The organism is Brevundimonas sp. UBA5866, from assembly GCF_002432125.1.
In the GTDB taxonomy this organism is placed as follows: Bacteria; Pseudomonadota; Alphaproteobacteria; order Caulobacterales; family Caulobacteraceae; genus Brevundimonas.
The window spans coordinates 26592-52537 of sequence record NZ_DJFS01000018.1 but is presented as its reverse complement, the minus strand read 5'-3'; the positions used below and the strand labels follow the sequence as shown (position 1 = coordinate 52537).

Annotated in this window: 17 protein-coding genes; 10 read left to right on the top strand and 7 right to left on the bottom strand. The window is 62.8% G+C overall.

Features of this window, described 5'->3' with window-relative positions:
• Position 1 precedes the first annotated feature (1 nt).
• Both B3H86_RS01555 and B3H86_RS01550 read left to right on the top strand, forming a co-directional pair.
• Positions 2 to 1126 carry a metallophosphoesterase family protein gene (locus B3H86_RS01555; RefSeq protein WP_292050802.1) on the top strand — a complete coding sequence of 375 codons (1125 nt, stop codon included), beginning with the start codon at positions 2 to 4 and terminating at the stop codon, positions 1124 to 1126.
• On the top strand, positions 1123 to 3744 hold the full coding sequence (locus B3H86_RS01550; protein WP_292050801.1) for an AAA family ATPase: 2622 nt from the start codon (positions 1123 to 1125) through the stop codon (positions 3742 to 3744). Before B3H86_RS01555 ends, B3H86_RS01550 begins: the two co-directional genes overlap by 4 nt.
• 53 nt (positions 3745 to 3797) lie before the next feature.
• Here B3H86_RS01550 and B3H86_RS01545 read toward each other — a convergent pair whose 3' ends face one another.
• The gene (locus B3H86_RS01545; RefSeq protein WP_292050800.1) at positions 3798 to 4970 is read right to left on the bottom strand and encodes an acetyl-CoA C-acyltransferase; all 1173 of its coding nucleotides are present in this window, start codon (positions 4968 to 4970) and stop codon (positions 3798 to 3800) included.
• Positions 4971 to 5317: 347 nt separating this feature from the next.
• On the opposite strand from B3H86_RS01545, the gene B3H86_RS01540 reads away from it, so the two are divergent.
• From B3H86_RS01540 to B3H86_RS01525, 4 genes are read left to right on the top strand one after another with little or no spacing between them, the layout of a single operon-like run.
• Positions 5318 to 8758, top strand: coding sequence for a response regulator (locus B3H86_RS01540; protein WP_292050799.1), 3441 nt, complete (start codon positions 5318 to 5320; stop codon positions 8756 to 8758).
• Positions 8755 to 9615, top strand: a complete 861-nt coding sequence (locus tag B3H86_RS01535) for a CheR family methyltransferase (RefSeq protein WP_292050798.1) — start codon at positions 8755 to 8757, stop codon at positions 9613 to 9615. The genes B3H86_RS01540 and B3H86_RS01535 overlap by 4 nt, the downstream gene beginning before the upstream one ends.
• The gene (locus tag B3H86_RS01530) at positions 9612 to 10181 is read left to right on the top strand and encodes a chemotaxis protein CheB (protein ID WP_292050797.1); all 570 of its coding nucleotides are present in this window, start codon (positions 9612 to 9614) and stop codon (positions 10179 to 10181) included. Before B3H86_RS01535 ends, B3H86_RS01530 begins: the two co-directional genes overlap by 4 nt.
• Positions 10178 to 11323 carry a hybrid sensor histidine kinase/response regulator gene (locus tag B3H86_RS01525; protein ID WP_292050796.1) on the top strand — a complete coding sequence of 382 codons (1146 nt, stop codon included), beginning with the start codon at positions 10178 to 10180 and terminating at the stop codon, positions 11321 to 11323. Before B3H86_RS01530 ends, B3H86_RS01525 begins: the two co-directional genes overlap by 4 nt.
• A 45-nt stretch (positions 11324 to 11368) precedes the next feature.
• On the opposite strand, the gene B3H86_RS01520 is transcribed toward B3H86_RS01525, so the two are convergent.
• On the bottom strand, positions 11369 to 12055 hold the full coding sequence (locus B3H86_RS01520) for a Crp/Fnr family transcriptional regulator (protein ID WP_292050795.1): 687 nt from the start codon (positions 12053 to 12055) through the stop codon (positions 11369 to 11371).
• Between the two features lie 592 nt (positions 12056 to 12647).
• Between B3H86_RS01520 and B3H86_RS01515 the strand changes: the two genes are divergently transcribed.
• Genes B3H86_RS01515 through B3H86_RS01505 form a run of 3 tightly spaced genes read left to right on the top strand, consistent with a single transcriptional unit; the run spans position 12648 to position 16542 of the window.
• The gene (locus B3H86_RS01515; protein WP_292050794.1) at positions 12648 to 14147 is read left to right on the top strand and encodes a DUF4153 domain-containing protein; all 1500 of its coding nucleotides are present in this window, start codon (positions 12648 to 12650) and stop codon (positions 14145 to 14147) included.
• Positions 14144 to 14938, top strand: coding sequence for a response regulator transcription factor (locus tag B3H86_RS01510; RefSeq protein ID WP_292050793.1), 795 nt, complete (start codon positions 14144 to 14146; stop codon positions 14936 to 14938). The genes B3H86_RS01515 and B3H86_RS01510 overlap by 4 nt, the downstream gene beginning before the upstream one ends.
• A complete protein-coding gene (locus tag B3H86_RS01505) occupies positions 14935 to 16542 on the top strand; it encodes a sensor histidine kinase (RefSeq protein WP_292050792.1) in 1608 nt (535 codons plus the stop codon). The genes B3H86_RS01510 and B3H86_RS01505 overlap by 4 nt, the downstream gene beginning before the upstream one ends.
• Here B3H86_RS01505 and B3H86_RS01500 read toward each other — a convergent pair.
• On the bottom strand, positions 16539 to 17753 hold the full coding sequence (locus B3H86_RS01500) for an SAM-dependent methyltransferase (protein WP_292050791.1): 1215 nt from the start codon (positions 17751 to 17753) through the stop codon (positions 16539 to 16541). The genes B3H86_RS01505 and B3H86_RS01500 overlap by 4 nt on opposite strands.
• A 242-nt stretch (positions 17754 to 17995) precedes the next feature.
• Here B3H86_RS01500 and B3H86_RS01495 point away from each other — a divergent pair, with 242 nt between their 5' ends.
• The gene (locus tag B3H86_RS01495; RefSeq protein WP_292050790.1) at positions 17996 to 20062 is read left to right on the top strand and encodes an alkaline phosphatase D family protein; all 2067 of its coding nucleotides are present in this window, start codon (positions 17996 to 17998) and stop codon (positions 20060 to 20062) included.
• A 3-nt stretch (positions 20063 to 20065) separates the two neighbouring features.
• Here B3H86_RS01495 and B3H86_RS01490 read toward each other — a convergent pair whose 3' ends face one another.
• From B3H86_RS01490 to B3H86_RS01475, 4 genes are all read right to left on the bottom strand, one after another.
• The gene (locus tag B3H86_RS01490; protein WP_292050789.1) at positions 20066 to 21046 is read right to left on the bottom strand and encodes a DUF4105 domain-containing protein; all 981 of its coding nucleotides are present in this window, start codon (positions 21044 to 21046) and stop codon (positions 20066 to 20068) included.
• Between the two features lie 93 nt (positions 21047 to 21139).
• A complete protein-coding gene (leuA, locus tag B3H86_RS01485) occupies positions 21140 to 22837 on the bottom strand; it encodes a 2-isopropylmalate synthase (protein ID WP_292050788.1) in 1698 nt (565 codons plus the stop codon).
• Positions 22838 to 23090: 253 nt separating this feature from the next.
• Positions 23091 to 24410 carry an Hsp70 family protein gene (locus B3H86_RS01480; protein ID WP_409450228.1) on the bottom strand — a complete coding sequence of 440 codons (1320 nt, stop codon included), beginning with the start codon at positions 24408 to 24410 and terminating at the stop codon, positions 23091 to 23093.
• Between the two features lie 122 nt (positions 24411 to 24532).
• Positions 24533 to 25819 carry a metal-dependent hydrolase family protein gene (locus tag B3H86_RS01475; protein ID WP_292050837.1) on the bottom strand — a complete coding sequence of 429 codons (1287 nt, stop codon included), beginning with the start codon at positions 25817 to 25819 and terminating at the stop codon, positions 24533 to 24535.
• Positions 25820 to 25946: the final 127 nt, after the last annotated feature.

The following is a 25946-nucleotide window of genomic DNA, read 5'->3' as shown; positions in this document are numbered from 1 at the left end:
CATGTTCAGGTTTATCCACTCAAGCGACCTTCACCTCGGCAAGCGGTTCGGCAATTTCGAAGGCGATCTGCCGGGCCGTCTGCGCGAGGCACGCCATGCGGTGCTGGGCAAGCTGGCGCGCCATGCACGTGAGCAGAACGCCCCGACGGTCCTGCTGGCCGGCGACACCTTCGACAGCGAGACACCCGCGCCCGATGTCCGACGTCAGGCGATGACGGAGATGGCCCAGCACGAGGACATCCACTGGATCATACTGCCGGGCAACCATGACTCGCTTCAGGCCAGCGAGCTTTGGCAGCGCATGGCGGGTGATGCGCCCCCCAACGTCATTCTGGCGGTCGAGCCGTCACCGATTTCGGTGGGGCCGAACGCCTATGTGCTGCCCGCGCCCTGTACCTTCAGGCGTCCGGGCCGTGACCTGACCGAATGGATGGGCGAAAGCGGTCTGGACGATACCGCCCTGCGGATCGGACTAGCCCACGGGGCCATCCAGAACTTTACCGAAGACGCCTCGACCCACGACGTCATCGCGCCGGATCGCGCGCGCCAGTCGGGGCTGGATTATCTGGCGCTGGGCGACTGGCACGGTGCCATGCAGGTGGACGATCGCACCTACTACAGCGGCACGCCGGAGCCGGATCGCTTCAAGCACAATCGCCCGGGCGAGGCCTTTGTCGTCTCCATCGCCGCGCGCGGGGCAAAGCCGGAAATGAAGGCAGTGCCCACCGGCACGTTTGACTGGCGCAGCCATGACCTACACCTGATGACGGCCAGTTCGGCCCCGGCGGCATTGGACGCCATCCTGCCGGAGATGGGACAGCGACGTCACAGCCTGTGGAAGGTCAGGGCCAGCGGCCACACACGCGTGGCCGAACACTCGGCCCTGCTGGACCGCGCCGAGCAGACGCGTCACGACTTCGCATGGTTCGACCTGTCACTGGACGACCTTGAGATCGAATATGATCCATCCGATCTGGACAGTATCGAGCTGTCCGGCGCCCTGCGCGAGGCGGCCAACGCCCTGATGGCCGATGTGAACAATGCGGCCCTGTCCGCACAGGACCGCTCTGTCGCGGGATCGGCTTTGTCGCGGCTGTACCGCCACCTTCAGGAGACATCGAAATGAGGCTCGATGCCCTGCGCCTTTTCAACGTCAAACGCTTTGACGGACATGGCGTCTCCATCGAAGGACTGAGCGATGGCGTAAACGTCCTGGCCGCACCGAACGAGTTCGGCAAATCGACCAGTTTCGAGGCCCTGACCGCCCTGTTCTTCGCCAAACATTCCAGCCGTTCGGCGGATGTGATGTCGCTTCGTCCCTACAGCGGCGGCTCCCCCCGTGTGGAAGCCGACATCACCACGGCCAAGGGGCGCTATCGCATCACCAAACAGTTCCTCGGCAAGGCGGTGGCCCAGGTGGTCGATCTGGACAGCGGCCGCCTGATCGCACAGGCGGACGAGGCCGAGGGCTTCATCGGTGAACTGCTGGGTGACGCCACCAGCGGACCTGCCGCGCTACTTTGGGTCAAACAGGGCGTCACCGGCTGGGAACGCCGCACGAAGGCCGAGGACGAGAACGAAACCACGGCCCGCACCGACCTGCTCCATTCCGTACAGGGCGAGGTCGAAGCCATCACCGGCGGGCGGCGTATGGCCGAAATCCAGTCCGCGACCGAGGCCGCTCTGAAAGAACTGGTCACGGCCACGGGACGCCCGAAGGTCGGCGGCCGGTATCATGCCGCACTCGATAAGCGTGACCGGCTTCGGTCCGAAATCGAAAAGCTGGGCGCGGATGTGGACGCCCTGCGCGTCGCTCTCGATCAAAGAGCCAGCCAGAACCGTCGCCTCAAGGAGCTCAACAGCCCTGAAGAGGTTGCAGCGCGTGACGCGGCACTGGCCACGGCCCAAAGCCAATTCGAAGCCGCCAAATCGCGGCATGAGGTTCTGGAACGCCTGAAGGCCGAGCTGAAGCTGGCACTGACCAATCGTGACGCGGCACAGCGCGAACTGGATCAGTTCCAGAGCGCACTGGAAGCCTATGCCACCGTCACGCAAGAGCTGAAGACGCTGGAACCGCTTCTCGTCGAAGCGACCCGCCATCGTGAAGAGGCCAAGGACGCTGAGCATCGCGCCCGCGAAGCCGCAAGCGCCGCCGAAAAGGCCGAAGCCGACGCGCGGTCCGCTCTGGAGAAACACGACCTTTTCCAACGCGCGACCGAGGCCGCCAAACGTCTGCAGACCCTGAAGGACAGTCTCGACAAAGCCCTGTCCTCACGCACTGCGATTGAATCGCTGAGGGCCGACCTGTCGGCCAAGACCGTTCCCGACAGCGCGCTGGCCGAGTTGCAGGAGTTGGAGAACACCCTGCTCAAACTGCGGACCATCCGCGACAACGCCCGGCCGTCCGTCATCGTCGAATACGACAGCGGAGCCAGCCACCGGATCCTGATGGACGGCGTCGCGCTCGAACCCTCGCAGGAGCGCCACTATTCCGGTCGCACCGCCCTGACCGCTCCGGGCATCGGCACCATCCAACTGCGCTCGAACAGTGTGGACGATGCCGCCGAACTGGCCGCCTGCGAAGAAAAGCATCGCCAGCTGCTGACTGCGCTGGGCGTCGAAAGTCTGGCCGCGGCGCGTCTGCGACAGGATCAGGCCAGAGACATCATGGGCCGCATCGAAACCGAGACGGCGCGTCTGGGCGCGCTGGCTCCTGACGGTATCGAAGCCCTGCAACAGGAGGTGTCCGCTTGCGAACTGGCTGCGAGGGACGTGCCCGAAGACCTGCCTGAATGCGACGTCCTGGAGGCGGCGTTCCAAGCCGCCAAAACACACCGCCACACCTGTATCGAAGCCCAGAAGACCAGCAGTCTGGCACTCGACAGCGCCACCAACCGCTATGTCGAAATCTCCACCCGCCACAGCCCGCTGGACAGCCGGTTCAGGCAGATGGGCGAGCAACTGGGTGCGCCCGACGAGCATCCGGCAAGGCTGGCGCAATTGAAAGCCGCCCTGCTCGCCGAGCAGGCCCGCGTGGAAGAGGCAGAAGCCAAGGTGCGCGAGGCAGAAAGCTCGGCGACCGACTTCGAGTTCGCCCAGGCCAATCTTCAGCGCGCCCAATCGGTCAAATCGGCCGCCGAAAAAGAGAGCAACCAGCTTCAGGTCGAGATCGCCAGCCATAACGCCCTGATCAAGGCCCGTTCCGACGAAGCCGTCGAGGAAAAAATCAACGAGCGGCGCGAAGAACTGGAAGCCGCCGAACAGGGTGTGGGCGCGTTCGAGCACGAGATCGCCATCCTCCAACGCCTGTTAAGCGCCCTGGAAAGCGCCCGTCAGGAAGCCAAGGACCTGTACCTTGCGCCGGTGATGGAAGAACTGCGCCCCTTGCTGTCCATGCTGTTCGAGGATGTGGCCATCACCTTCGACGACCAGGCCCTGCTGCCCGAAAGCCTGATACGCAAAGGTCAGGACGAGGCCGTGGACAAACTGAGCGGCGGCATGCGCGAGCAGTTGTCGATCCTGACACGGCTGGCCTTCGCCCGCCTGCTGGCCCGCGACAACCGCCCCATTCCCGTCGTTCTGGACGATGCTCTGGTCTACTCTGATGACGACCGCATCGAACACATGTTCAACGCCCTGCACCGTCAGGCCAAGGACCAGCAGGTCATCGTCCTGACCTGCCGTCAGCGGGCCTTCCAGAAGCTCGGGGGCCATGTTCTCAAGCTTCAGTCGTGGGAACCCTAACGACAGGCTGCCACGCGGGTGCGGCCTTATCCGCACCCGCCCGATAGACCCCGTCAATAGATTTCGAACAGTCCGGCGGCCCCCATGCCGCCGCCCACGCACATGGTCACCACACCATAACGGGCCTTGCGGCGGCGGCCCTCGATCAGGATATGGCCGACCATCCGCGAACCCGACATGCCATAGGGATGGCCGATCGAGATCGCACCGCCGTTGACGTTCATCTTCTCCAGCGGAATGCCCAGCACCTTCTGGCAGTAAAGGACCTGCACGGCAAAGGCCTCGTTCAGTTCCCAAAGGTCGATGTCCTCGACCTTCAGCCCGAAACGCTCAAGCAGCGGCGGGACGGCCTTGACCGGACCGATGCCCATTTCATCCGGTTCCACACCGGCCACCGCCATGCCGACATAGCGCCCCATCGGCTGCAGTCCACGGCGCTCAGCCTCGCCCGCCTCCATCAGCACACAGGCCGAAGCCCCGTCTGACAACTGGCTGGCATTGCCCGCCGTGACGATCCCGCCCGGAATGACCTCACGCAGGGCTTGCAGTCCCTCCAGTGTGGTGTCGGGACGGAAACCTTCGTCGCGTGTCAGGGTCACGTCCTTGTAGGACACCTCGCCCGTGGCCTTGTCCGTCACCTTCATGCGCGACGGCATGGGTGCCAATTCGTCGGCATAGGCACCGGCTTCATAGGCCTGGGTCGTGCGCTGCTGTGAAATCAGGCCATAGGCGTCGCATTCCTCGCGGCTGATCCCATAGCGTTTGCCAACGATCTCGGCGGTGTTGAGCATGGCGATATAGGCATCGGGAGCTTTTTCCAACACCGTCGGATCGCTTTGGACGCGCATCTCGACCGTCTGGACGGTGGAAATGGATTCCACACCGCCACCGACCGTAATCTGCATGCGGTCGGTGATGATCTGCTTGGCCGCCGTGGCCACGGCCATCAGGCCCGAGGCGCACTGCCGGTCCAGCGTCATGCCCGCGACCGAAACAGGCAGGCCCGCCGCAAGCACCGCATTGCGGGCAATCGTGTGCTGGTAGCCCTGCGGCAGGGCACAGCCCAGAAGCACATCCTCGATCTCGCCGCCTTCAAGCCCGGCCCTGTCGGCTGCCGCACGCAGGGCATGGCCCGCCAGTGTCGGCGACGGTGTGTCGTTGAAAGCCCCGCGATAGGCACGGCCAATGGGCGTGCGGGCTGTGGAAACGATGACGGCTTCTCTCATGAATATCACACCCTGACAGGGCCGGCCCCACCGGCAAATAGACAGCGGGTTCCGGACCGGATTGAACCGAAAGCGACGGTTTCTCGCCCCTCACGATCCACGAGCAGGCCACAAATAGCAATGCTTTGCGAAGGGATCGCCCCCTGTCATTGCCCCCACAAAAACAAGTCATCGCAATTGTAAGATTTTTTCAAATAGCGCAGTAATCTACAGGAACCGCCGCGCTTGGTTAGCGTTGCAGTACGACCTGTGCCGATGGAACCGTCCGTCAGCACTGACAGCACAGTTCTTAAACACTGACGGATCGCGGTAATGGGGCGCGAACTGTCCTGGCGGGGTGGCCTGGAATGTTTGATAAGTTTCGTCTGAAGTCCGGCTCGCGGACGGAGGGCTGGGCAGCCGTTGGCCTAGCCCTCGTTCTCGCATTCTTCTGCGCGACGGGCCTGCTCACCTACCTGAACATCCAGGTTCTTCGGTCCAATAATGAACAGATCATGCACACCCATCGCGTGATCGTGGGCATCGACAGTCTGATGACCACCATGCTGGACGCCGAAACAGGACAGCGCGGCTATCTGCTGACAGGTAATCCCTCCTATCTATCGCCGTATGAACGGGCGGTGGCCGACGCGGACAGGCGTCTTGATGACCTGTCCGCCCTGACCGCCGACAATCCCATCCAGACCGGCTATGTCGAACAGGTCCGTATCCACGTGGCGACACGCCTGGATGAACTGAACACCGCACTTGTCGTCCGTCGCGAGCAAGGCATTGACCGTGCGATCGAGCGCCTGAATTCCAACCGCGGCAAGAACGTGATGGACACCATCCGCGGCCTCGTGGCGCAGATGCAGGTAGAAGAGCAACGCGTCCGCCAACTGCGCATTGCCGAGATGCAGGCTGCCGCCCGCACCGCCGTCATCAGCGGCGTTCTGTCGGGGCTTCTGGGTGCGGCACTGACGATTGCCGTTTTCCAGCTAGTCCGTCGAAGCCTTCGTCAACGCGCCCGTCAGGAGTGGCTGCATGAAGGGCAGGTCGGCCTGACCAATACGATGATGGGCGAACAGTCGCTCGAACAGCTCGCGGAAAATGTGCTGGCGTATCTGAGCCAATATACCGGAGCCCATGCCGGTGCCCTGTTCAAGGGCGAGGACGGAATATTCCGTCGCATAGCCATTATGGGCGTGCCCGATGACTCCGCTGTGCCCAGACAGTTCGCACGGCGCGAGGGCCTGTTGGGTCAGGTGGCGACCGAAGGCCGCACCATGCTTCTGGACAATGTACCCGAAGGCTATCTGACCATCGGTTCAGCCCTTGGCCACGACAAGCCGCGCCACCTGCTGATTGTGCCCAGCACCGCTGACGGCGAGATCAATGCCGTGCTGGAGCTCGGCTTCCTCAATGACATAGACGAACGCGCCCGCACCCTGCTGGAAGAAGCCAGCTCCGCCATCGGTTCGGCTCTGCGTTCGGCCCGCTACCGTGCCCGCCTGCAGGACATGCTGGAAGAGACACAGCGTCAGGCCGAGGAACTGCAGGTCCAGAGCGAGGAACTGCGCGTCTCCAACGAGGAACTGGAGGAACAGGGCCGCGCCCTGAAGGAAACCCAGATCCGCCTCGAACAGCAGCAGGTCGAGTTGGAGCAGACCAACAGCCAGCTCGAGGAACAGGCGCAGATGCTGGAAATCCAGCGCGACGATCTGGAACGCAGCGCTGCCGATCTGTCTCTCAAGGCCCGCGAACTGGAACAGGCCAGCCAGTACAAGTCCGATTTCCTCGCCAACATGTCGCACGAGCTGCGCACGCCGCTGAACTCGCTGCTGATCCTGTCGAAACTGCTGGCGGACAATGCCGACGGCAACCTGAGCGAGCAACAGGTCAACTATGCCCGCACCATACAGTCGTCCGGCAACGACCTGCTGTATCTGATCAACGACATCCTCGACCTGTCCAAGATCGAGGCCGGACACATCCAGGCCCGCCCTGAGGCGGTTTCCGTCCAGCGTCTGGCCGGCGACCTGCGCCAGCTGTTCCAGCCGGTGGCCGATGAACGCAGCCTGTCGTTCGACATCGACCTGTCCGGACTGGGTCCCGACGCACTGGAAACCGACCGCCAGCGCTTGGAGCAGATTCTCAAGAACCTGCTGTCGAACGCCTTCAAATTCACCGAGGCCGGCTCGGTCAAACTGGCCGTCGAGGCCGTGGGGGCCGACGAACTGGCCTTTGTCGTCACCGATACCGGCATCGGCATTTCGCCCGAGCAGCAAAAGGCGGTGTTCGAAGCCTTCCGTCAGGCGGACGGTACCATCAGCCGCAAATACGGCGGCACGGGTCTTGGCCTTTCGATCTCGCGTGAGCTGGCGCGTCTTCTGGGCGGCCGGATCACACTTGAAAGCGAACCGGGCAAGGGCAGCAGCTTCACCCTGATCATTCCGCGCATCTACGAAGCCGATCGGGTGGCCCCGCGCGAGATCATGCCTGTGGCCTCGGCAGAACCCCACGCAGCCTCCGCGGAGCCGACAGTCGAACCGGCTGCCGACCAACCCGTCCGCGCGATGCCCCAGACCGTCGAGGATGACCGCGACCATCTGCACTCCAACCGCCGCGTGCTGCTGGTGGTCGAGGACGATGCCCGTTTTGCTTCCATCATCCGTGACCTTTCGCACGAGTTGGGCTTCCAGGTGCTGGTTGCCGGCACCGCCGAGGAAGCCGTCCGTCTGGCCAGACGCTATCGCCCCAGCGCGGTCGTTCTGGACGTCGGCCTGCCGGACCAGTCGGGCCTGACGGTACTGGACGCGCTCAAGCGCGATGACGAGACACGCCATATCCCGATCCACGTCATTTCCGGCGGCGACCACAGCCAGACGGCCATGTCGCTGGGGGCCATCGGCTATCTGGTCAAACCCGCCAAGCGCGAGGAACTGGTCGAGGTACTGAAGACGCTCGAGGAGAAGCTGACCCGTTCTGTCAGGCGTGTTCTGATCGTGGAGGATGACCCGGTCCAGCGCGACGCCGTCAGCCATCTTCTGGCCTCCGGTGATGTGGAAACCGTAGGCGTCGGTACGGCCGCCGAATGTCTGGAACAGCTCAGGTCCCAGACCTTTGACTGTATGGTGCTGGACCTGACGCTGCCTGACGCCTCGGGCTTCTCCCTTCTGGAAACGCTCAGCCGCGAGGGGACCTACGCCTTCCCGCCGGTAATCGTTTACACCGGACAGGACCTTTCGCCCGAGTACGAGCAGCAGCTTCGCCGCTACTCCAGCTCCATCATCATCAAGGGGGCCAAGTCACCCGAGCGCCTGCTGGATGAAGTCTCCCTCTTCCTGCACCAGGTCGTGGCCGAGTTGCCCCCTGAACAGCAGAAGATGATCCGCAAGGCCCGCAACCGCGACGCCGTACTGGAAGACAGGCGCATCCTGATCGTCGAGGACGACGTGCGTAACGTCTATTCCCTCACCAATGTGCTGGAACCGCGCGGTGCCAAAATCGAGATCGCCCGCAACGGCAAGGAGGCGCTGGACGCCCTCGCCCAGTCGGCCAACGATCCGGCCAGGGCCATCGATCTGGTTCTGATGGATGTGATGATGCCGGTCATGGACGGCCTGACCGCGACGCAGGAAATCCGCAAGGATCCGCGCTGGCGTGACCTGCCCGTTCTGATGTTGACCGCCAAGGCCATGCCCGATGATCAGGAACGCTGCATGGCTGCGGGTGCCAACGACTATATGGCCAAGCCACTGGACGTGGACAAACTGCTGTCCCTCGTACGCGTATGGATGCCCCGTTGACCGCACGACTGACGACACCGGCGTCCGCTCTGGCCCAGCCATCGGTTGAGGATATCGAAATCCAGCTGCTGCTGGAGGCCGTTTTCCTGCGCTATCACTACGACTTCCGCCGCTATGCCCGCGCCTCGATCAAGCGACGGCTCTTGCAGGCGCGCATCCATTTCGGCCTGCCTACCATTACGGCACTACAGGAACGCGTTCTGCATGATCCCGACATGCTGACGCGCCTGTTGGACTTCCTTACGGTCCAGGTCAGCGAGATGTTCCGTGACCCGAGCTATTTCCGGGCCCTGCGCGAACAGGTCATTCCGCATCTGCGCACCTATCCTTCGCTCAAGGTGTGGATCGCCGGGTGCAGCACGGGTGAAGAGCTGTATTCGATGGCCATCCTCTTCAAGGAAGAGGGCCTGTTTGACCGCACGCTCTTCTATGCAACGGACATCAACCCCGATGCCCTGTCGGCGGCCAAGGCCGGCATCTATCCTCTCGACCGCATCCGCAAATTTACCGAGAACCACCAGAAGTCAGGCGGCCGTTCGTCTCTGTCAGACTATTACACTGCCGACTATGGACGGGCAGTGTTCGACAGCGCCCTGCGCGCCAATGTGGTCTTTTCCGACCACAGCCTCGTCTCGGATGCCGTTTTCGGCGAGATGCAGCTGATCTCATGCCGCAATGTGATGATCTATTTCGATCGCACACTGCAGGACCGCGCCGTAGGCCTGTTCAAGGATTCCCTCAGCCATAATGCCTTTCTGGGTATCGGCTCCAAGGAGACCCTGCGTTTCTCACGCCATGTGGAGGCCTTCAACGAGTTCTGCCCCGCCGAGAAAATCTATCGGAGGAATGAACGGTGAGCGGCGTTTCGGCCATAGCCATCGGGGCCTCCGCCGGCGGGGTCCAGGCTTTGCTGGAGCTACTGCCGCGCCTGCCACAGACGTTTCCGGTTCCGGTATTTGTCGTGCTGCACGTTCCGGCCGACCGCAGCAACCTTCTGGCCCCCCTGCTGGATTCACGTTGCGACATCGCGGTCAAAGAGGCCGAGGACAAGGAAGCCGCCCGTCCCGGCGTCGTCTACTTCGCACCGTCCGACTACCATCTGCTGGTCGAGTTGAATGGCGATCTGTCGCTGTCCTCGGACGAGCTGGTGAATTTCTCGCGTCCGTCTATCGACGTCCTGTTTGAAAGCGCGGCCGACACCTATGGAGCGGGGCTTGTGGCCGTACTCCTGACCGGAGCCAATCAGGATGGCGCACAAGGCGTGGCCGCGGTTGCCGCCGCCGGAGGCACTGTCCTGATCGAATGTCCCGATACAGCCTACGCACGCACCATGCCCGAGGCCGGTATCGCCCTTTGCCCCACGGCCACCGTCATCCCTCTGCCGGGCATTGCCGAATATCTAGAAGCGATTGTACGCGCATGAGCATTTCCGAACAGCCGATCAACATCCTTCTCGTCGACGACCTGGACGAAAATCTGCTCGCTCTGGAAGCCTTGCTTGCGAACGAGGATGTGGTTTGCCTGAAGGCACGCTCTGGCGAGGAGGCGCTGGAACTCCTGCTGGTCCATGATGTGGCCCTGGCGCTGCTCGACGTACAGATGCCCGGCATGGATGGCTTCCAGCTGGCCGAATATATGCGCGGCAACATCAATGTACGCGCCATTCCCATCATCTTCGTCACAGCCGGCAGCGCCGACATCCAGCGCCGCTTCCGCGGCTATGAAGCCGGTGCCGTGGACTTCATCCAGAAGCCGATCGAAGCCGACATTTTACGCAGCAAGGTCAATGTTTTCATCGAGCTGTATCGCCAGCGCCGCGAAATCATCGCCCAGCGCGACGAGCTTGAAAACTATGCCAGCGTCCTTCGCAAAACCAATCAGCGCAAGAACGAGTTCATAGCCGTACTTGGCCACGAACTGCGCAATCCGATCATGGCGCTGACGGCAGGGTTCACTTTGCTGGAACGCTACAACGACCCCGAAAGGCAGCAGGACATCCAGAAACGGATGAAAGTCCAGGCCCAGCACCTGACACGTCTGGTCGAGGACCTTCTGGATGTTGCCCGCATCGATCAGGGCAAGATCTCGCTGAAGCGCGAGAAGCTGACCCTTCAAAGCGTCCTTTCCTCAGCAGTCGATATAAGCCGTTCCAAGATCGACGCGGGCAATCACACCCTGAGCGTCTCCACGCCGGATGAACCGGTATGGCTGCATGGCGACTTCACCCGCCTGTCGCAGATCATCAGCAACCTGCTGAACAATGCGGCCAAGTATACTCCGACCGGGGGCCAGATCCGGCTGGTCAGCACCGTCCAAGACAGCACGATCCGCATTGCCGTCGAGGACAACGGCATCGGCATTCCCGAAAAAGTACGCGAAAAAATCTTCGACCTGTTCGCACAGTCGAGCGGTCCGGATGAACGCTCCCGCGATGGTCTGGGGGTCGGCCTGGCGCTGGTCAGACAGCTGGTGGATATCCACAACGGCCAGGTGCAGGTGGAAAGCGAAGGCGAAGGACAGGGCAGCCGTTTCGTCGTCACCCTTCCTCGTGTCGTCGCGGAATAAAATCAAGGGTGCGAAGGTCCTCACCGCCGCACCCCCAAGCTGATCCTATCCGTTAGCGCATCTTTCGGTCAGGGTCGCCACGGCGCTGTTGGCGGCAACCCTGTGCGAGTGATTGGCGTGATGGTTCGCCGAATTCATCGCGTCGCAGCCGCACGCGATCCGGCTCAGAAGGGCCTCGTTGACCACCGTCACACGGCCTCTTTGAACACGCACCACCCCACGGTCCTGCAAGGCCCCGCAGGCCGCATTGACGCTGGTTCTCTGGAAGCCGGTAATCTCGGCCATGAAGCTCTGGGTGATTTTCAGATTGTCGGCGCTGCCGCTGCGCCACAGTCGCAGTATCCATTTGGCCACGCGCTGCAGACAGGTGTGCATGGCATTGCAGGCCGCTTCGGATGCCAGACGCTTGGCCCGCAGCGTCTCGTTGGCGTTCAGCAATCGCGTAAGCCACAGTTCATCCAGATTGCGTCTCAGCTCGGCCGCCGGAACATGGAAACCCTCGCACAGTGTCAGCGCACTGGCCCTGAAGGGATTGCGGCCGATGGTGTGCCCCCATCCCCATACGCCTCCGGGAAGGACCGTATCCACGCAGATAGGTCCGTCATCCACGAACACCCCCAACGCCCCGAAGGTCGAAAAGAACACCACACCGTCCGGCGGCGACTCATTCGGCTGAAGGGATAGAAACCGCCCGTGGTTCAAACAGAAGGCCTTGGCCTGTTCAGGCAACAATCCAACGACGGGATGCCATAACGGCGACGGCGCTACAGACAGTGACTTTGAACTGACCAAATAATTATTGGACGCAGACCCCATTCATTCGCTCCCCGGAATACGAATGTCATGTCTTCAGTGTCGAAACATGACAGTTGTTGCCTCGTGTAAATCTTTGCAAAGCTGAACCGTTCCCGCCTTTACGGCCCCGTTTGAAAATAAGCCTTACGGTTAATGACGCGATGCTAGATCAAGGATTTGCCGAAGCTTTTTAACCGGAACACATTCGTCCCTTATAGTGCTGATTTCAAAGCTGTTTCGCTTGAGAAGGATCTGACCGCACCGGCAATATGGATGCGGGTGTGCCCGATCGGCCCCGGTTAATCAACTTCACCATAAGTCCGGAATCGGACCTAACGGATGGAGTGGGCAGTGAGGACGGCCTGATGCACGGGCCTAACGCCCGCTCGCTGTTCTGCGGATGCTTTCAAACAACGCACCGGCATCTGCACCGGTTCTGCACAATCCCTGCGCAGCAGTTTGACGCGCCCGCCATAACGCCTCGACGGCAGCGGTCGATAAGCCATCTCGACAACGACCGAGGTGCTTCGTGATCACTGCCATTCAATCCGGTTTCTGGTTCAAGATTTCTGCCGCCGTGCTTCTCGTGGTCACGGCGGATATTCTGGTCTTCGACACCATTCCCGGATCGGTGCTGGGTGTCTTCTGTCTGCTGTGGCTGGTGCTGGCCGCAAGCGTGCGCAAGGGATGGCGCGGTGATCGACGCGGACAGTGGGCCGCACTCGCCGCGCTGGCGATGTCAGCGGTCATGATTGACCGGCCCAGCCTTCTGGCATGGATATTGTTCGGTATCGCCTTGATGGTGGCCATGCAGTCCGCACGTGTCAGACCGCATGAAGATGCGTGGCGCTGGGCGCAGCGCCTTATCGTGAATGTACTGGGTGCCTTCATCGCTCCGGCGCTTGATCTGCGCACCCTGTCGAGAGCCAAAACCCGCAAAGGCGCGGGCGTGGCACCGGCCAGGGTCCTGCATTTTCTTGTCGTGCCCGTTATCGGTGCTGTCGTTTTTATCGGCCTGTTTTCAATGGCCAATCCGCTTCTGGCCGACTTCATCAGCCGTCTGAGCGTGCCCCGACCGGGCGAGAACCAGATCGCCCGGGTGATATTCTGGGGCATTGTGCTGATCGGGACCTATGGCGTGTTTCGCCCCCGCTGGCGTCGCAAGCTGATAGCCCTGCCGCACCGTTCCAGTGACACCTCCTTCATTCCGGCAGCCTCGGTCATGGCCTCGCTGGTCGTGTTCAATCTGATCTTTGCTGTGCAGAACGGACTGGACCTGGCCTTCCTGTGGAGCGGAGCCAGCCTGCCTGCGGAGATCACACTGGCGGAATATGCGCATCGCGGCGCCTATCCGCTGATCTTCACCGCCTTGCTGGCCGGTCTGTTCGTTCTGGTCTTTCTGCACCCCGGCTCGACGACCGCCAACAATCCGTGGATCCGGCGGCTGGTGGTGCTGTGGGTCGGCCAGAACCTTTTGCTGGTCGCGTCCAGCCTGCTGCGCACAGCCGAATACATCGACGTCTATTCGCTCACACGTCTGCGCCTGTCGGCCATGATCTGGATGGTGCTGGTGGCGGTGGGCCTGTGCCTGATCTGCTGGCGACTGCTGAAAAACCGCTCCGGCAGCTGGCTTATCAATACCAATGTGGCTGCCTGTGCCATCGTGCTTTTCACGGCCGCCACCATCGATCTCGGCCCCATCGTGGCCGCATGGAACACCACCCATGCCAGAGAAGCCGGTGGCCACGGCCAGCCTCTCGACCTGCCCTATCTGATGACGCTGGGCGGTGCCTCGGTTCTCTCACTGGCCCGCATGGAACAGCGCACGGGCGACCCCGCCTTCAAAGCCACCGTGCGGCCCATGCTCGATGACCGGATCTTCAGCCTGACGCAACGCCAGGCCGACTGGCGCAGCTGGAGATGGCGCGATGCCCGCCGTCTGTCCCGCCTCCGGTCCATTCGTCCTGACGCGCTTGCCGCCCGCCCCTGTCCTTCCCCTGCCTGCGATACCGATTGGATCCGCACATGAACATGCACACCCCGATATCCGCCCTGCCCACGCGCCCCGTTGACCTTTTGCAGCAGAGACTGAACATGGGGATCATGCAGCGCACTGTCCTGATTGTTGATGACGATCCCCATATCCGGGACCTTCTGGCCTTTGCGCTGGCCAAGGCCGGCCTTGCCACGTGCGAAGCCGGTGACGGTGAAGCGGCTCTGGCCGCCATCGAGACCTATGAGCCGCATCTGGTCATCCTCGACATCAACATGCCGCGCATGGACGGGTTGGAAGTCTGCCGCCGCATCCGCGCGCAGAGCGACCTGCCCGTGCTGTTCCTGTCGTCACGCGATGACGAGATCGACCGCATCCTCGGCATTGAACTGGGCGGCGACGACTATGTGGTCAAACCCTTCAGCCCGCGCGAAGTGGTGGCCCGCGTCGCGGCCATCCTGCGTCGCACCGTGCTGTCGCCGCCGCCCGTACCGTCGGGTGGCGTAAAGATCGGTCGCCTGTCGCTTGACACCGACGGCTGGGCCGCCCGCTGGGATGATCGTGAGGTGGCCCTGACCGCGACCGAGTTCAGCATCATCAAGACCCTCGCGGCCAAACCCCAGATGGTCTTTACCCGCGATGCCATCATAGACCGCATCCACGGGCCGGGCTTTGCCCTGACCGACCGCACCATCGACAGCCACGTCCGCAATCTGCGGGCCAAGTTTGCGGCTCTGGGCGGCGGCGATGTGATCAGCACCCGATCGGGCGTCGGCTATCAGCTGGGTCCGTGCCTCGGTGCCCAGGGCGCGGGCCTGAACGCGTGACATCAGCCGGGGTGGAGCGGCTGCGCGGTTTCGTACGGGCGCACTGGCCCGCCATGAGGCTGCGCACCATCCTGTTGTCGGTGCTGCTGTTTGCCGCCCTGCTGCCGGGGCTGGGTGCCATATTCCTGCGCGTGTACGAAAACACGCTCGTGCGCCAGACCGAGGCTGAACTGATCGCGCAGACCGCCGCCATCTCGGCCACGGCAGAGGCGATCTGGCCCGGCGCGGTCCATTTGCCCGTCACCCCCGAACTGCGCCGCAAACCCGGCTATTATGTGCCTTTTCCGGCCACCATCGATCTGCGGTCCGATCCAGTTCTGCCGCCCAGACCAGCCGCCCCTGCCAGCGCGCGCACCGCCGATCCCCAAGCCCTGGCCGTGATGGAGAAACTGAACCCGATCATCGAGGAAACCTCGCGCACCACGCTGGCCTCGCTCACCGTTCTGGACCGTCACGGCATTGTCCTTCGCGGCGAAGGTTTCGGTGGCAGCTGGGCCGACCTGCCCGAAGTGGTCACCGCACTGTCCGGGCGACCCGCCACGGTCCTGCGCCGCAACGCCGCCTATCAGCCCCGCTATTCTTTCGAATGGCTCAGCCGTGCCTCGGCCCTGCGCATCCACCATGCACGTCCGGTGGTCGTGAACGGCAAGGTCGAGGGCGTGATCCTGACCTCGCGCTCTCCGCGTGCGCTGTTCAAGGGCATCTATCAGGATCGCGGCAAGATTGTCTTTGGCATAGTCGCCATATTGGGCCTGCTGACCGTTCTGGCTGTCGTGATCTCGCGCGGTATCGCCCGCCCTATCGAGCGCCTGCGCCGCGCCACCCGCGATGTCAGTTTTGGCGGCGGCACGGTTCCGCCACCACCGCCGACCGCCGCCGTGGAAATCCGCGACCTGTACGAGGACTTTGGCCGCATGGCCGAGGCCGTAGACCGCCGCTCGCGCTATCTGCGCGACTTCGCCGCCGCTGTCAGCCACGAGTTCAAAACCCCGCTGGCCGGTATTCGCGGCGCTGTTGAACTGCTGCAGGACCATGCCGACGATATGGAGCCCGCCCAGCGCGAGCGTTTCCTCGCCAATATCGGTGACGATGCCCGCAGGCTTTCCGATCTGGTATCGCGGCTGATGGATCTGGCCCGTGCAGACATGGCGCGTCCCGAGGCGGGCGTCGCCACCAACCTCTATGACGTGACCCGCCGTATCGCAGACGCCCTCGGCAATGCTCTGGCCATCCAAACCGGCCTGCCTGCCCGTCTGCCGCTTGTGGCCGTGCCCGAGGCCACGCTGGAGATGGTGCTGACCATATTGCTGGAGAACAGCCGCCAGATCGGGGCCACCACCGTCACCCTGACGGCCGAGGAACACCCCGACCGGATTGTCCTGAATGTCTGCGACAACGGTCCGGGCGTGGCAGAGGGCGATGCGCACCGCCTGTTCGAACCCTTCTTCACCACCCGTCGCAGCGAAGGCGGTGCAGGTCTGGGTCTGTCGATCGCCCGATCCCTTTTGCGGGCGAACCACGCCGACCTTGATCTGGCCGACAGCCTTCAGGGGGCCTGTTTCGCCGTGATCCTGCCCCTGCCCGAAGCGCCCGCCCGCGCCTAGGATACGGCCATCTGGATGACGTCTATCCGTCTGGACCGGAAACCGGCCTCGCAATAGGCCAGATAGAACATCCAAAGCTGGTGGAAGCGATCATCGAAACGGTCGTGTATCCGCTGGATATCCGGCCACGCCGCACTGAAACGTCTGCCCCACGCCGCCAGAGTATCGGCATAGCTGATACCGAACCGCTCGACCGCCCGCGTGGCCAGTCCCGCCCCCGCCACCACCGATGCCAAACTCTCTTCCGAAGGCAGTACCCCGCCGGGGAAGATGTATTTCTGGATGAAGTCTGTGCGCTTGTTATAGCCGTCGAACAGGTCGTTGCGGATAGTGATGATCTGCAACCCCGCCCGGCCACCGGGGCGCAGGACCTCGCGGACCTTGCCGAAATAAGCTGGCCAATATTCCTGACCGACCGCCTCGAACATTTCGATGGAGGCCACCCGATCGAACTGTCCCTGAACATCGCGATAGTCGATCAGTTTTATATCGACCTGCTCGCTCAGTCCCTGTCGCACCATCCGCTCACGCGTGTAGTCATATTGCTCGCGCGAGATGGTGATGCCCGTCACCTTGGCCCCGATCACCTTGGCGGCATATTCGGCAAAGCCGCCCCAGCCACATCCGATCTCCAGCACCGTCTCGCCTGCCCGCAGGTCCATCATCCGCGCAAGCGAGGCGTATTTGGCGGTCTGCGCCTCTTCCAGCGTACGGACCGTCCCTCCGTACCGTCCGGAAGAATAGGTCATCGTCCGGTCCAGCCACAACGCATAGAAGCTGTTTCCGAGGTCGTAATGGGCATGGATGTTACGCCGCGCGCCCTCGCGGCTGTTGCGGTTCAGCCGGTGGCCGATCCAGTTCACAACCTGTCCAATGCGGTTGCCGTCAAACAGCCGGCGGATACCCTCGTAGTTATTGGCCAGCGTCTCCAGCAGCACGGCCAGATGCGGCGTATCGAACTCGCGCGCCATATAGGCTTCGGCAAAACCTATATCGCCGCCTTTCAGGACACGGCCCGCCATCCTGTAGCTTTTGATCCGAAGCACGGCACGATGGCCGGGCCGGGGGCCGACCAGCCGGTGCTCATTGCCGTTGGGCAGGACTATATCCAGCTGCCCCCACGTCCAGTTGGCCGACAGCAATCTCAGGAACAGGCCGAAAATCCTCGGCGTGCCGACAGGTCGATCAGCGAGTGTCCCGGCAACGGTCATAACGCGGCTCCGAAGGTTCTACCGGACAGGACACAGCGCCCTGCAACCCGATCCCCCCTCGCCGGCCCCCACACCCCTACAGCGTCGCGCACAGGTGACACAGGCGAAGGTTGTCCGGCCACGTTGACCTCTATGCCACGTCATTTCAAGGCCGAAACCGCCATTACTGTTACGCCTTATTAACTTGGAAAAACGGCGGTACAGGCTCCAACTGTAGGCGATATCAACGCACGAAAAGCCATATGACGCCGCCAGACCGCCGCCAGTTCCTCATTGCCGCTGCCGCTTCTGTGGGAGCCAGTCTGGTCATGGCCGGACCCGCTGCCGCCATCGCAGGGGTGCGCGGCGTATCGCGCGAACGTTTTCCCGAAGGTGTCGCATCGGCTGATCCACAGAGCGACAATGTGCTGCTGTGGACGCGCTGCCCCCGGTGGCCCGGCCGTGCCGACAGCCTGCGTGTAGAAGTGTCCGAGTTCGACGATTTCCGCACCGTGATCACGCGCGAAACCGTCATCCCCCTGGCCGAGGCCGACTGGACCTGCCGCGTTCTCGTGGGCGGCCTGAAGGCGGGTCGTCAGTACTGGTACCGCTTTGTCGACAATGACGGCTATGCCAGCCGCACAGGCCGCACCTTTACCGCGCCCGATACCACCGACGTCTCGCCCGTCCGCTTCGCCTTTGTCAGTTGCCAGAACATCAACATCGGCCACGCCACGCCCCTGCGCCGCATGATCGTGGAGGACATGTCGCGCCCGCCGCAGGAACAGCTGCAGTTTGTGCTGCATCTGGGCGACTTCATCTATGAAATGATCTGGTCGCCCGCCGACCAGCCCAAGGTTCAAGGCCGCGACGTCAACGAGATCGGCCCCCTTCCGACCGGCCGCCGCGTGGGCACGATACAGGTGCCCACCACGGTCGAGGACTATCGTCACGTCTATCGCGCCTATCTGGCCGACCGCGATATCCAGGATGCCCGCGCCCGTTGGCCCTTCATCTGCATCTGGGACAATCACGAGTTCGCCAACCGCTGCTTCCAGAGCCAGATCAACTATGACGGCCCCGCACCGGCCCAGTCGCTGAAGGTCGCGGCCAATCAGGCGTGGTTTGAATATATTCCCGCCCGCGTCATCGGCTCGACCGATGCCCTGCGGCGCTTCCTTCCGCCTGCGGTGACCGATACGCCTCTTGAGGGTTTCGACGACCACGGCCTGGCGCACGAACCGAACAACCTTACCGCCATCAACAGCCTCAATGTCTATCGGGCACTGCGCTGGGGCGCGAACATCGAGCTGATCCTGACGGACAACCGCTCGTTCAAATCCCGTCCTGTAGCCGAGCAGAACGCGGCGGCACCCTTCCTGCCGCGAAACTTCCCCTGGTACGCCCCCCAGGAGGTGATCGAGGTTCTGGATGCAGGCCGCGCCTATCCCGGCGGCGCCCCCCAGACCCTCGCCTATGACGGTACGTCACACCCCAATCCGCACAAGGATATGCCCCCCGGCAGCATTCTGGGCCAACGCCAGAAGCAGTGGTTCAAGGAGCGTCTTGTCTCGTCCACCGCCCGCTGGAAACTGTGGGGCAACTCCTTCGGCATGCTGCATCGCCGCACGGATATGCAGAACCTGCCGAAGGATTTCGAGCCCAAATGGCCCAGTGCGGGCTATGCCCTGTCCGGCACCGATGACTGGTGCGGCTATCCCGCAGAGCGGCGCGAACTGCTCGACTTTGCCAAGACGCAGGGCGTGACCAACATGGTCTCCTTGGTCGGGGATCGCCACGCCTTCTTCGCAGGGTATCTGTCCGCCGATATCCCGCCGTGCGACTATGACCCCGTGGCTGTGGAGTTTGTGGTCGGCTCCATTTCCACCCCTTCGGTATTCCAGGCTGCCGAAGCGTCCCTGCCCTTGGACCGCCCCCTGTCGCCCCTTTATCTGGTCAGGCAGAACGATCAGGGCCCGGTGCTTCCGGCCATGAATATGGCGGTGCGCCACGGTGTCGAGGCCTGTCTGGAATATGCCCGCAGCGGAGATGTCGAAGCGGCCAAAGCCCTGTCGAACCCGCAGCTGGCCCCGCATCTGGCCTTTGCCGATCAGGGAGGGCACGGCTTTGCCATAGTGACGGCAACGCCCGACGATCTGACCGTCGATTTCGTCGGCACCGCCAGACCGGACACGCCTTCAACAACCCCCGAAGGCATCGCCGTCGCCTATCGTATCAGCCACCGCATCAAGGCCTGGAGCAAGGGGCAGCAACCGCATCTGGAACATATGGGTACCGAAGGACACGCCGAACTGGTCACCAACCTCTAGGGCTTACAGCCCCTGACGGACGGCACGGGAGTAGTCCGCATCCCCGGGCAGGGCGCGGGCCTTGGCGGTGATGCGGGCCCTGGCCTTTATGACATCGAGCGGGCGGTCATTGGCGATCACGCCCAGATCATACAGATAGTCCTGCGTATACCCCGACAGCAGGATACGCCAGTCCATAGGCAGGCCCGGTGCCACAACCCGCGCCAGCTTCCAGATCACGGTCGTACAGTTGGTCGTGATCGTCTGGTACCAGCGCGGTTCACGGGCCAGATCATTGCCCAGACCGACATAGGACAGGAACAGGCCACGCCGCTGTTCCGGTGTCATGCTCAGGCGATAGATGGACACATCCTCGTTGCGCGCATGGGTGCGCAGTTTGACGATGTCCTCCTCGGTCGCCCCGATCAGGACCAGTTCGAACTTTTTGAAGAAACCGCCCAGTTCGGAAAACTTCTCGTGCTTCTCGCGCCGGATCTCGGCGGAGAAGACGACATACTGGCCATCGCTGAAACCAAAGCTGATCATGGTGTGGGCGATGGCCTCGCTGGCCCATGTCGTGCGGATGAAATCCACATGCTCCAGCCGATCCAGATCGACCGTTTTGGTGATCCAGCGGGCCTCGCCATCATCGCGGGTACGCCAGCGGAAATCGCGGACATTCCTCAACCGCACAATCGGGCCGTCGATTTCAGCCTGTACGCCGCGCGACAGCTCAGGTGCCCAATCGCGGTTCTGTTGCGGACGCACCTGTGCCCATGCCACCACGACCGTAACCAGCATGATCCCCAGTACGGCCCACGCCCGCTTGGCTCCCCTAAAGGATGCCGCCAGTACGATCGCCGCGACCAGCACCGGAAGCGCATAGACCCACCATCCCATCGCCCCCAGCTGGAAATGCACAGCCAGAAAGGTCCATGCCAAAAACGGGACACTGACGAACAGGCTTCCCCACGCCCAGCGGCGCTTTTCGGTACGCGATCTCAAACAGGCCCCCTGCGGAAACGAAAGCGGACCCATGTCTAGCACACAGGTCCGCGATCGATCACCAGCGCTGCACATCCCGAAAGGATGCACGCATCAGGCCGCCAGCGTCTGTTCCTGACGGGCAGAGGCGGTATTGGCCGCGCTGATCACCGCACGGGCCGAAGCCGTGGCCACATCGGAATCCATGCCGAAGCCGAACACCGTCTGGCCGTCCGCCGTGCGACACTGCACATAGGCCGCGGCCTTGGCATCGGTGCCAGCGCCGATGGCGTGTTCCTGATAATCGACGATCTCGAACACCGGACCGCCCGCCTCGCGCATGCCGTCCAGCAGGGCCGAGATCAGCCCGTTGCCGCGTCCGGTGATGTTCTGGACCTTGTGGCCGATCTTCACATCGCCGCTGAACACGCGCTGGCCATCGCTCTTGGCGATGCCATGCTCGGCAAAGGTCATCAGCTCGAACTGCTGCGGGCCTTCGACGCGATAGGTCTTCTTGAAGGCGTCCCAGATGTCGGCGCTGGTCAGCTCGCGGCTGGTCTCGTCGGCCAATTTCTGGACCGCGCGGCTGAAGTCGGCCTGCATGGCCTTGGGCAGTTTCAGGCCCTTGTCCTGTTGCAGCACCCACGCCATGCCGCCCTTGCCGGACTGCGAGTTCACGCGGATGACGGCCTCGTAGCTGGCACCGATATCGGCCGGATCGATCGGCAGATAGGGCACGTTCCAGATCTGGTCGTTGCGCTTCTTCTGCGCCTCGAAGCCCTTCTTGATCGCATCCTGGTGCGAGCCCGAGAAGGCCGTGAACACCAGCTCGCCCGCATAGGGATGGCGCGGATGGACGGGGATCTGGTTGCAGAACTCCACCGTCTGGACGATCTCCTCCATGTTTGAGAAGTCCAGCTCCGGCGAGACGCCCTGAGTGTACATATTCAGCGCCAGCGTCACGATATCCACATTGCCCGTGCGCTCGCCGTTACCGAAGATACAGCCCTCGATACGGTCGGCACCGGCCATCAGACCCAGCTCCGCCGCCGCCACGCCCGTACCACGGTCGTTGTGCGGGTGCAGCGAGATCACCACCGCATCACGGCGCGACAGATTGCGGATCATCCACTCGATCTGGTCGGCATAGATGTTGGGGGTCGAGCATTCGACTGTGGCCGGCAGGTTCAGGATCATCGGCTTTCCAGCCGTCGGCTCCAGAATGTCCTGAACGGCCTCGGCGACTTCCAAGCTGAAATCCAGTTCGGCGGTCGAGAAGGTTTCCGGTGAATATTCAAAGCGCCAGTCGGTGTCCGGACGCTTTTCGGCCTCTTCGCGCAGCATCTTTGCGCCTTCGATGGCCAGTGCCTTCACGCCCGCGCGGTCCATGTTGAACACCACTTCGCGCCATGCGGGCGATACGGCATTGTACAGGTGGACGGTCGCCGTGCGCGCGCCTTCCAGCGATTCAAACGTCTTCTGGATCAGGTCGCGACGTGACTGGGTCAGCACCTGCACCATCACATCCTCGGGGATGCTGTCGTTACGCACCAGGCCCGAGATGAAGTCGAACTCGGTCGCGCCCGCAGACGGGAAGCCGACCTCGATCTCCTTCAGGCCGATCTTCACCAGCATGTCGAAGAAACGCTGCTTCTTGGCGGCGTCCATCGGGTCGATCAGGGCCTGATTACCGTCGCGCAGATCGGTGGACAGCCAGCGCGGGGCCTTGGTGATCGTCTTGGACGGCCATTGGCGATTGGGCAGGTCGATTTGCGGAAACGGACGGTATTTGACCGAGGGGTCGCGCAGCATGGGATGCGCCTCTCTTGGGTAAGCAGATTTTTAGCGGGAGATGTGCGGCGCAGACACGTCGCCACCGAGGCAGCCGTTAACCCCGGCGGCCACTCATAAGTCGCCCAAGGGCGAGTCCAAGCTGGAACTGCATCTCAACCATCGCGGCGTTCACTAAGCCACGATCCGGCAAAAATCCACCCCTATTTCTGCACCGCAACCAAAGTCTGCGCAAATATGCACCCAAAGCGTCACCATACAGGCAAATAATGCCTTAGGATGATTTTCTCTCGCTCCACAGATCAAGGTCCGTTTCTTTCCCGATAAGCGCCAGACCGGAGGCGATCGACTCAAATTCACTGCCGCTTTCGATTTTTTCATGACCGAAGCGGCTGACGAAAATTTCGCGCACCGCCGGCACAAACGAGGTGCCCCCCGTAAGGAAGACGCGGTCCACGCCGCCGGCCTCGATACCCGCTTCGGCCAGCGCCTGATCGACCGCATTCTGCATCGCTTCTAGGTCCGGCGCGATCCAGCCTTCGAATTCGGCGCGGGTCACATTGGCGCGGATATCAATGCCGCCCACCGTGAACACAAACCGGGCCTCATCCTTGGACGACAGGGCCACTTTCAGGTCCGAAACGGCGCGGTAAAGGGCATAGCCGTGGTTGTCGTCCAGCACCTCGACCAGACGCTCCACCTTCTCCGGCTCCTCGGCATCGCGCACCAGCAAGCGGATGTCCTTCATGTCGCGCGATGCCCGCAGCAGCGCCAGCTGCTCCCATTTGGCAAAGGCGGTGTAATAGCGCTGCGGGATCGGCAGGGTTTTGCCAAAGCTGGTGTATTGCGTGCCCTTGCCCAGTTCCGGCGACACCAGATGGTCGATGATGCGATAGTCGAAGGCATCGCCTGCAATGCCCACACCCGCACGGCCCAGAGGGGTCGATCGCAAGCCATCCGGCGTCGGCTCGAAACGGATGATGGAAAAGTCCGACGTACCGCCGCCGAAGTCGGCCACCAACACGGTTGCCGCCTGCATCAGGTTCCGCGCGAAATAGAAGGCCGCGCCGACCGGTTCATAGGCATAGCGGATATCTTCAAAGCCCAGTTGCTCGAACGCGGCCTGATAGCGTTCCAGCGCCAGATCTTCCTTGGGATTGCCCCCGGCAAAGGTCACCGGCCGCCCTACGATCACGCGCGGCGGCAGGTTGTGCATCGCCTCGCCACCATAGTGTTTCACCTGTTTCAGGAAGGCGGCCAGCAGGTCCTCGAACTTGTAGCGTTTGCTGTCGATCACCGTCTCGGTGAAGGCACTGCTGGCGGCGAAATTCTTGAACGACTGGATGAAACGCGTCTCCAGCGGGTCTTCCAGATAGGCCTCGATGGCCCACGGCCCCGCGGTAATGACGCGCTCGGCCACGCCACCTGCATTGTGCACCAGCTGGAACCCCAACGCCGAACGCCAGCCCTTCTCCAGACCCTCCGGCCCTTCCAGCGTCATGACATGGGTGTCGCCCCCCGGATGGCTGATGGCCACCACCGTATTGGTGGTTCCAAAGTCGATACCGATGGTGGCAGACGTCACAGGCTTGATCCGGCAGGCAGAAACAGGGGGGCGCACCCCCTACAGCAAATCGCGGGTGATTGCGCCCCCGCCAAAAGGAAAAGGGCCGCCCTCCTTTCGGAAGGCGGCCCCTGCCCTGTCTCTCGAGCGGCTTATTGCTGCTTGTAGATTTTGCCCGCACGCATGACGAAGTTGACGTCCATCAGGGTGGTCACGTCTTCCAGCGGATTGCCTTCGACAGCGATGATGTCGGCATTGTAGCCTGCGGTGATGCGGCCGATCTGGTCACCCAGACGGAAGTGGTCGGCGGCATTGATCGTCGCGGTCTGGATGGCTTCCAGCGGGGTCAGGCCCGCCTGCACCAGCAGTTGGAACTCACGGGCATTGGTGCCGTGCGGGGCCACGCCGTTGTCGGTACCGAAAGCGATCTTGACGCCCGCGGCGTGGGCGCGGCGCGCCATGTCCAGCATCAGCGGACCGGCCTCCAACGACTTCTTGCGCTGGTGCTCGGTGAAGGTATTGCCCGGACGCACGGCTTCACGGGCAACGAAATCGCCGGCCAGCAGGGTCGGGACCAGATAGCCGCCATTGGCCTTCAGCATGCGGATGGTTTCGTTGTCGAGGAAGGTGCCGTGCTCTATCGAGTCACCACCGGCCCGCAGGAAGCTGTTGATGCCGTCCGTGCCGTGGGCGTGGGCGGTGACCTGACGGCCCATGAAGTGGGCGGTCTCGACAATGGCGCGCAGTTCCTCGTCCGCGAACTGTTGGTTCAGGCCCGCGCCGGTGTCGGACAGAACCCCGCCCGTGGCCGTGATCTTGATGATGTCTGCACCGGAGCGGACACGTTCACGCACAGCGCGGCGGCAGTCGTCCGGCCCCGAACAGACGCCCGACGAGCGCAGGTGCGGCACCAGCGATTCCGGCACGCCATTGGCATCGCCATGACCGCCGTGCGGGGTCACCGTACCGGCCGAGGCCAGGATGCGCGGGCCCGGTACACGGCCTTGGGCGATGGCATTGCGCAGGCCGACAACGGCATCGATATTGCCCCCCAGATCCGCCACGGTCGTAAAGCCCGATTCAAGGGTGATCTTGGCGTATTGGGCGCCACGAAGGGCGGCATCGGCCGAGGTCGTGGTGAACCGCGATGCACGGTCACCGTCGCCTTGCTGGCCGTTCAGGTGAACGTGGCTGTCGATGAAGCCCGGCAGGACGAACTTGCCGGACAGGTCAACGACATTGCCCTCGCCGACGAAGCCGTCGCGGATTTCCTTGACCTTGCCATCCTCGATCACCAGCGTCTGGCGCTCGGCCACACGGCCCGTTGCCGGATCGGCCAGAACGCGGCCTGCGTGGATGTAGGAGACCTCGCCCGCAAAGGCCGCCCCCGCAGAAGCCAACAGCGCTGCGACCACACCGGCAGCCAGACCCTTCTTCATCGAAACTTTCATACTTTCCTCCTCCACAGCGCCGATGGCGCTGTCCCAAGAACATCACTCTCGCCTTGCCCGTGAAGCTTCGTCCACCGGAAACGCAAAAGGGAGCCGCAAATAGTCGCGGCTCCCA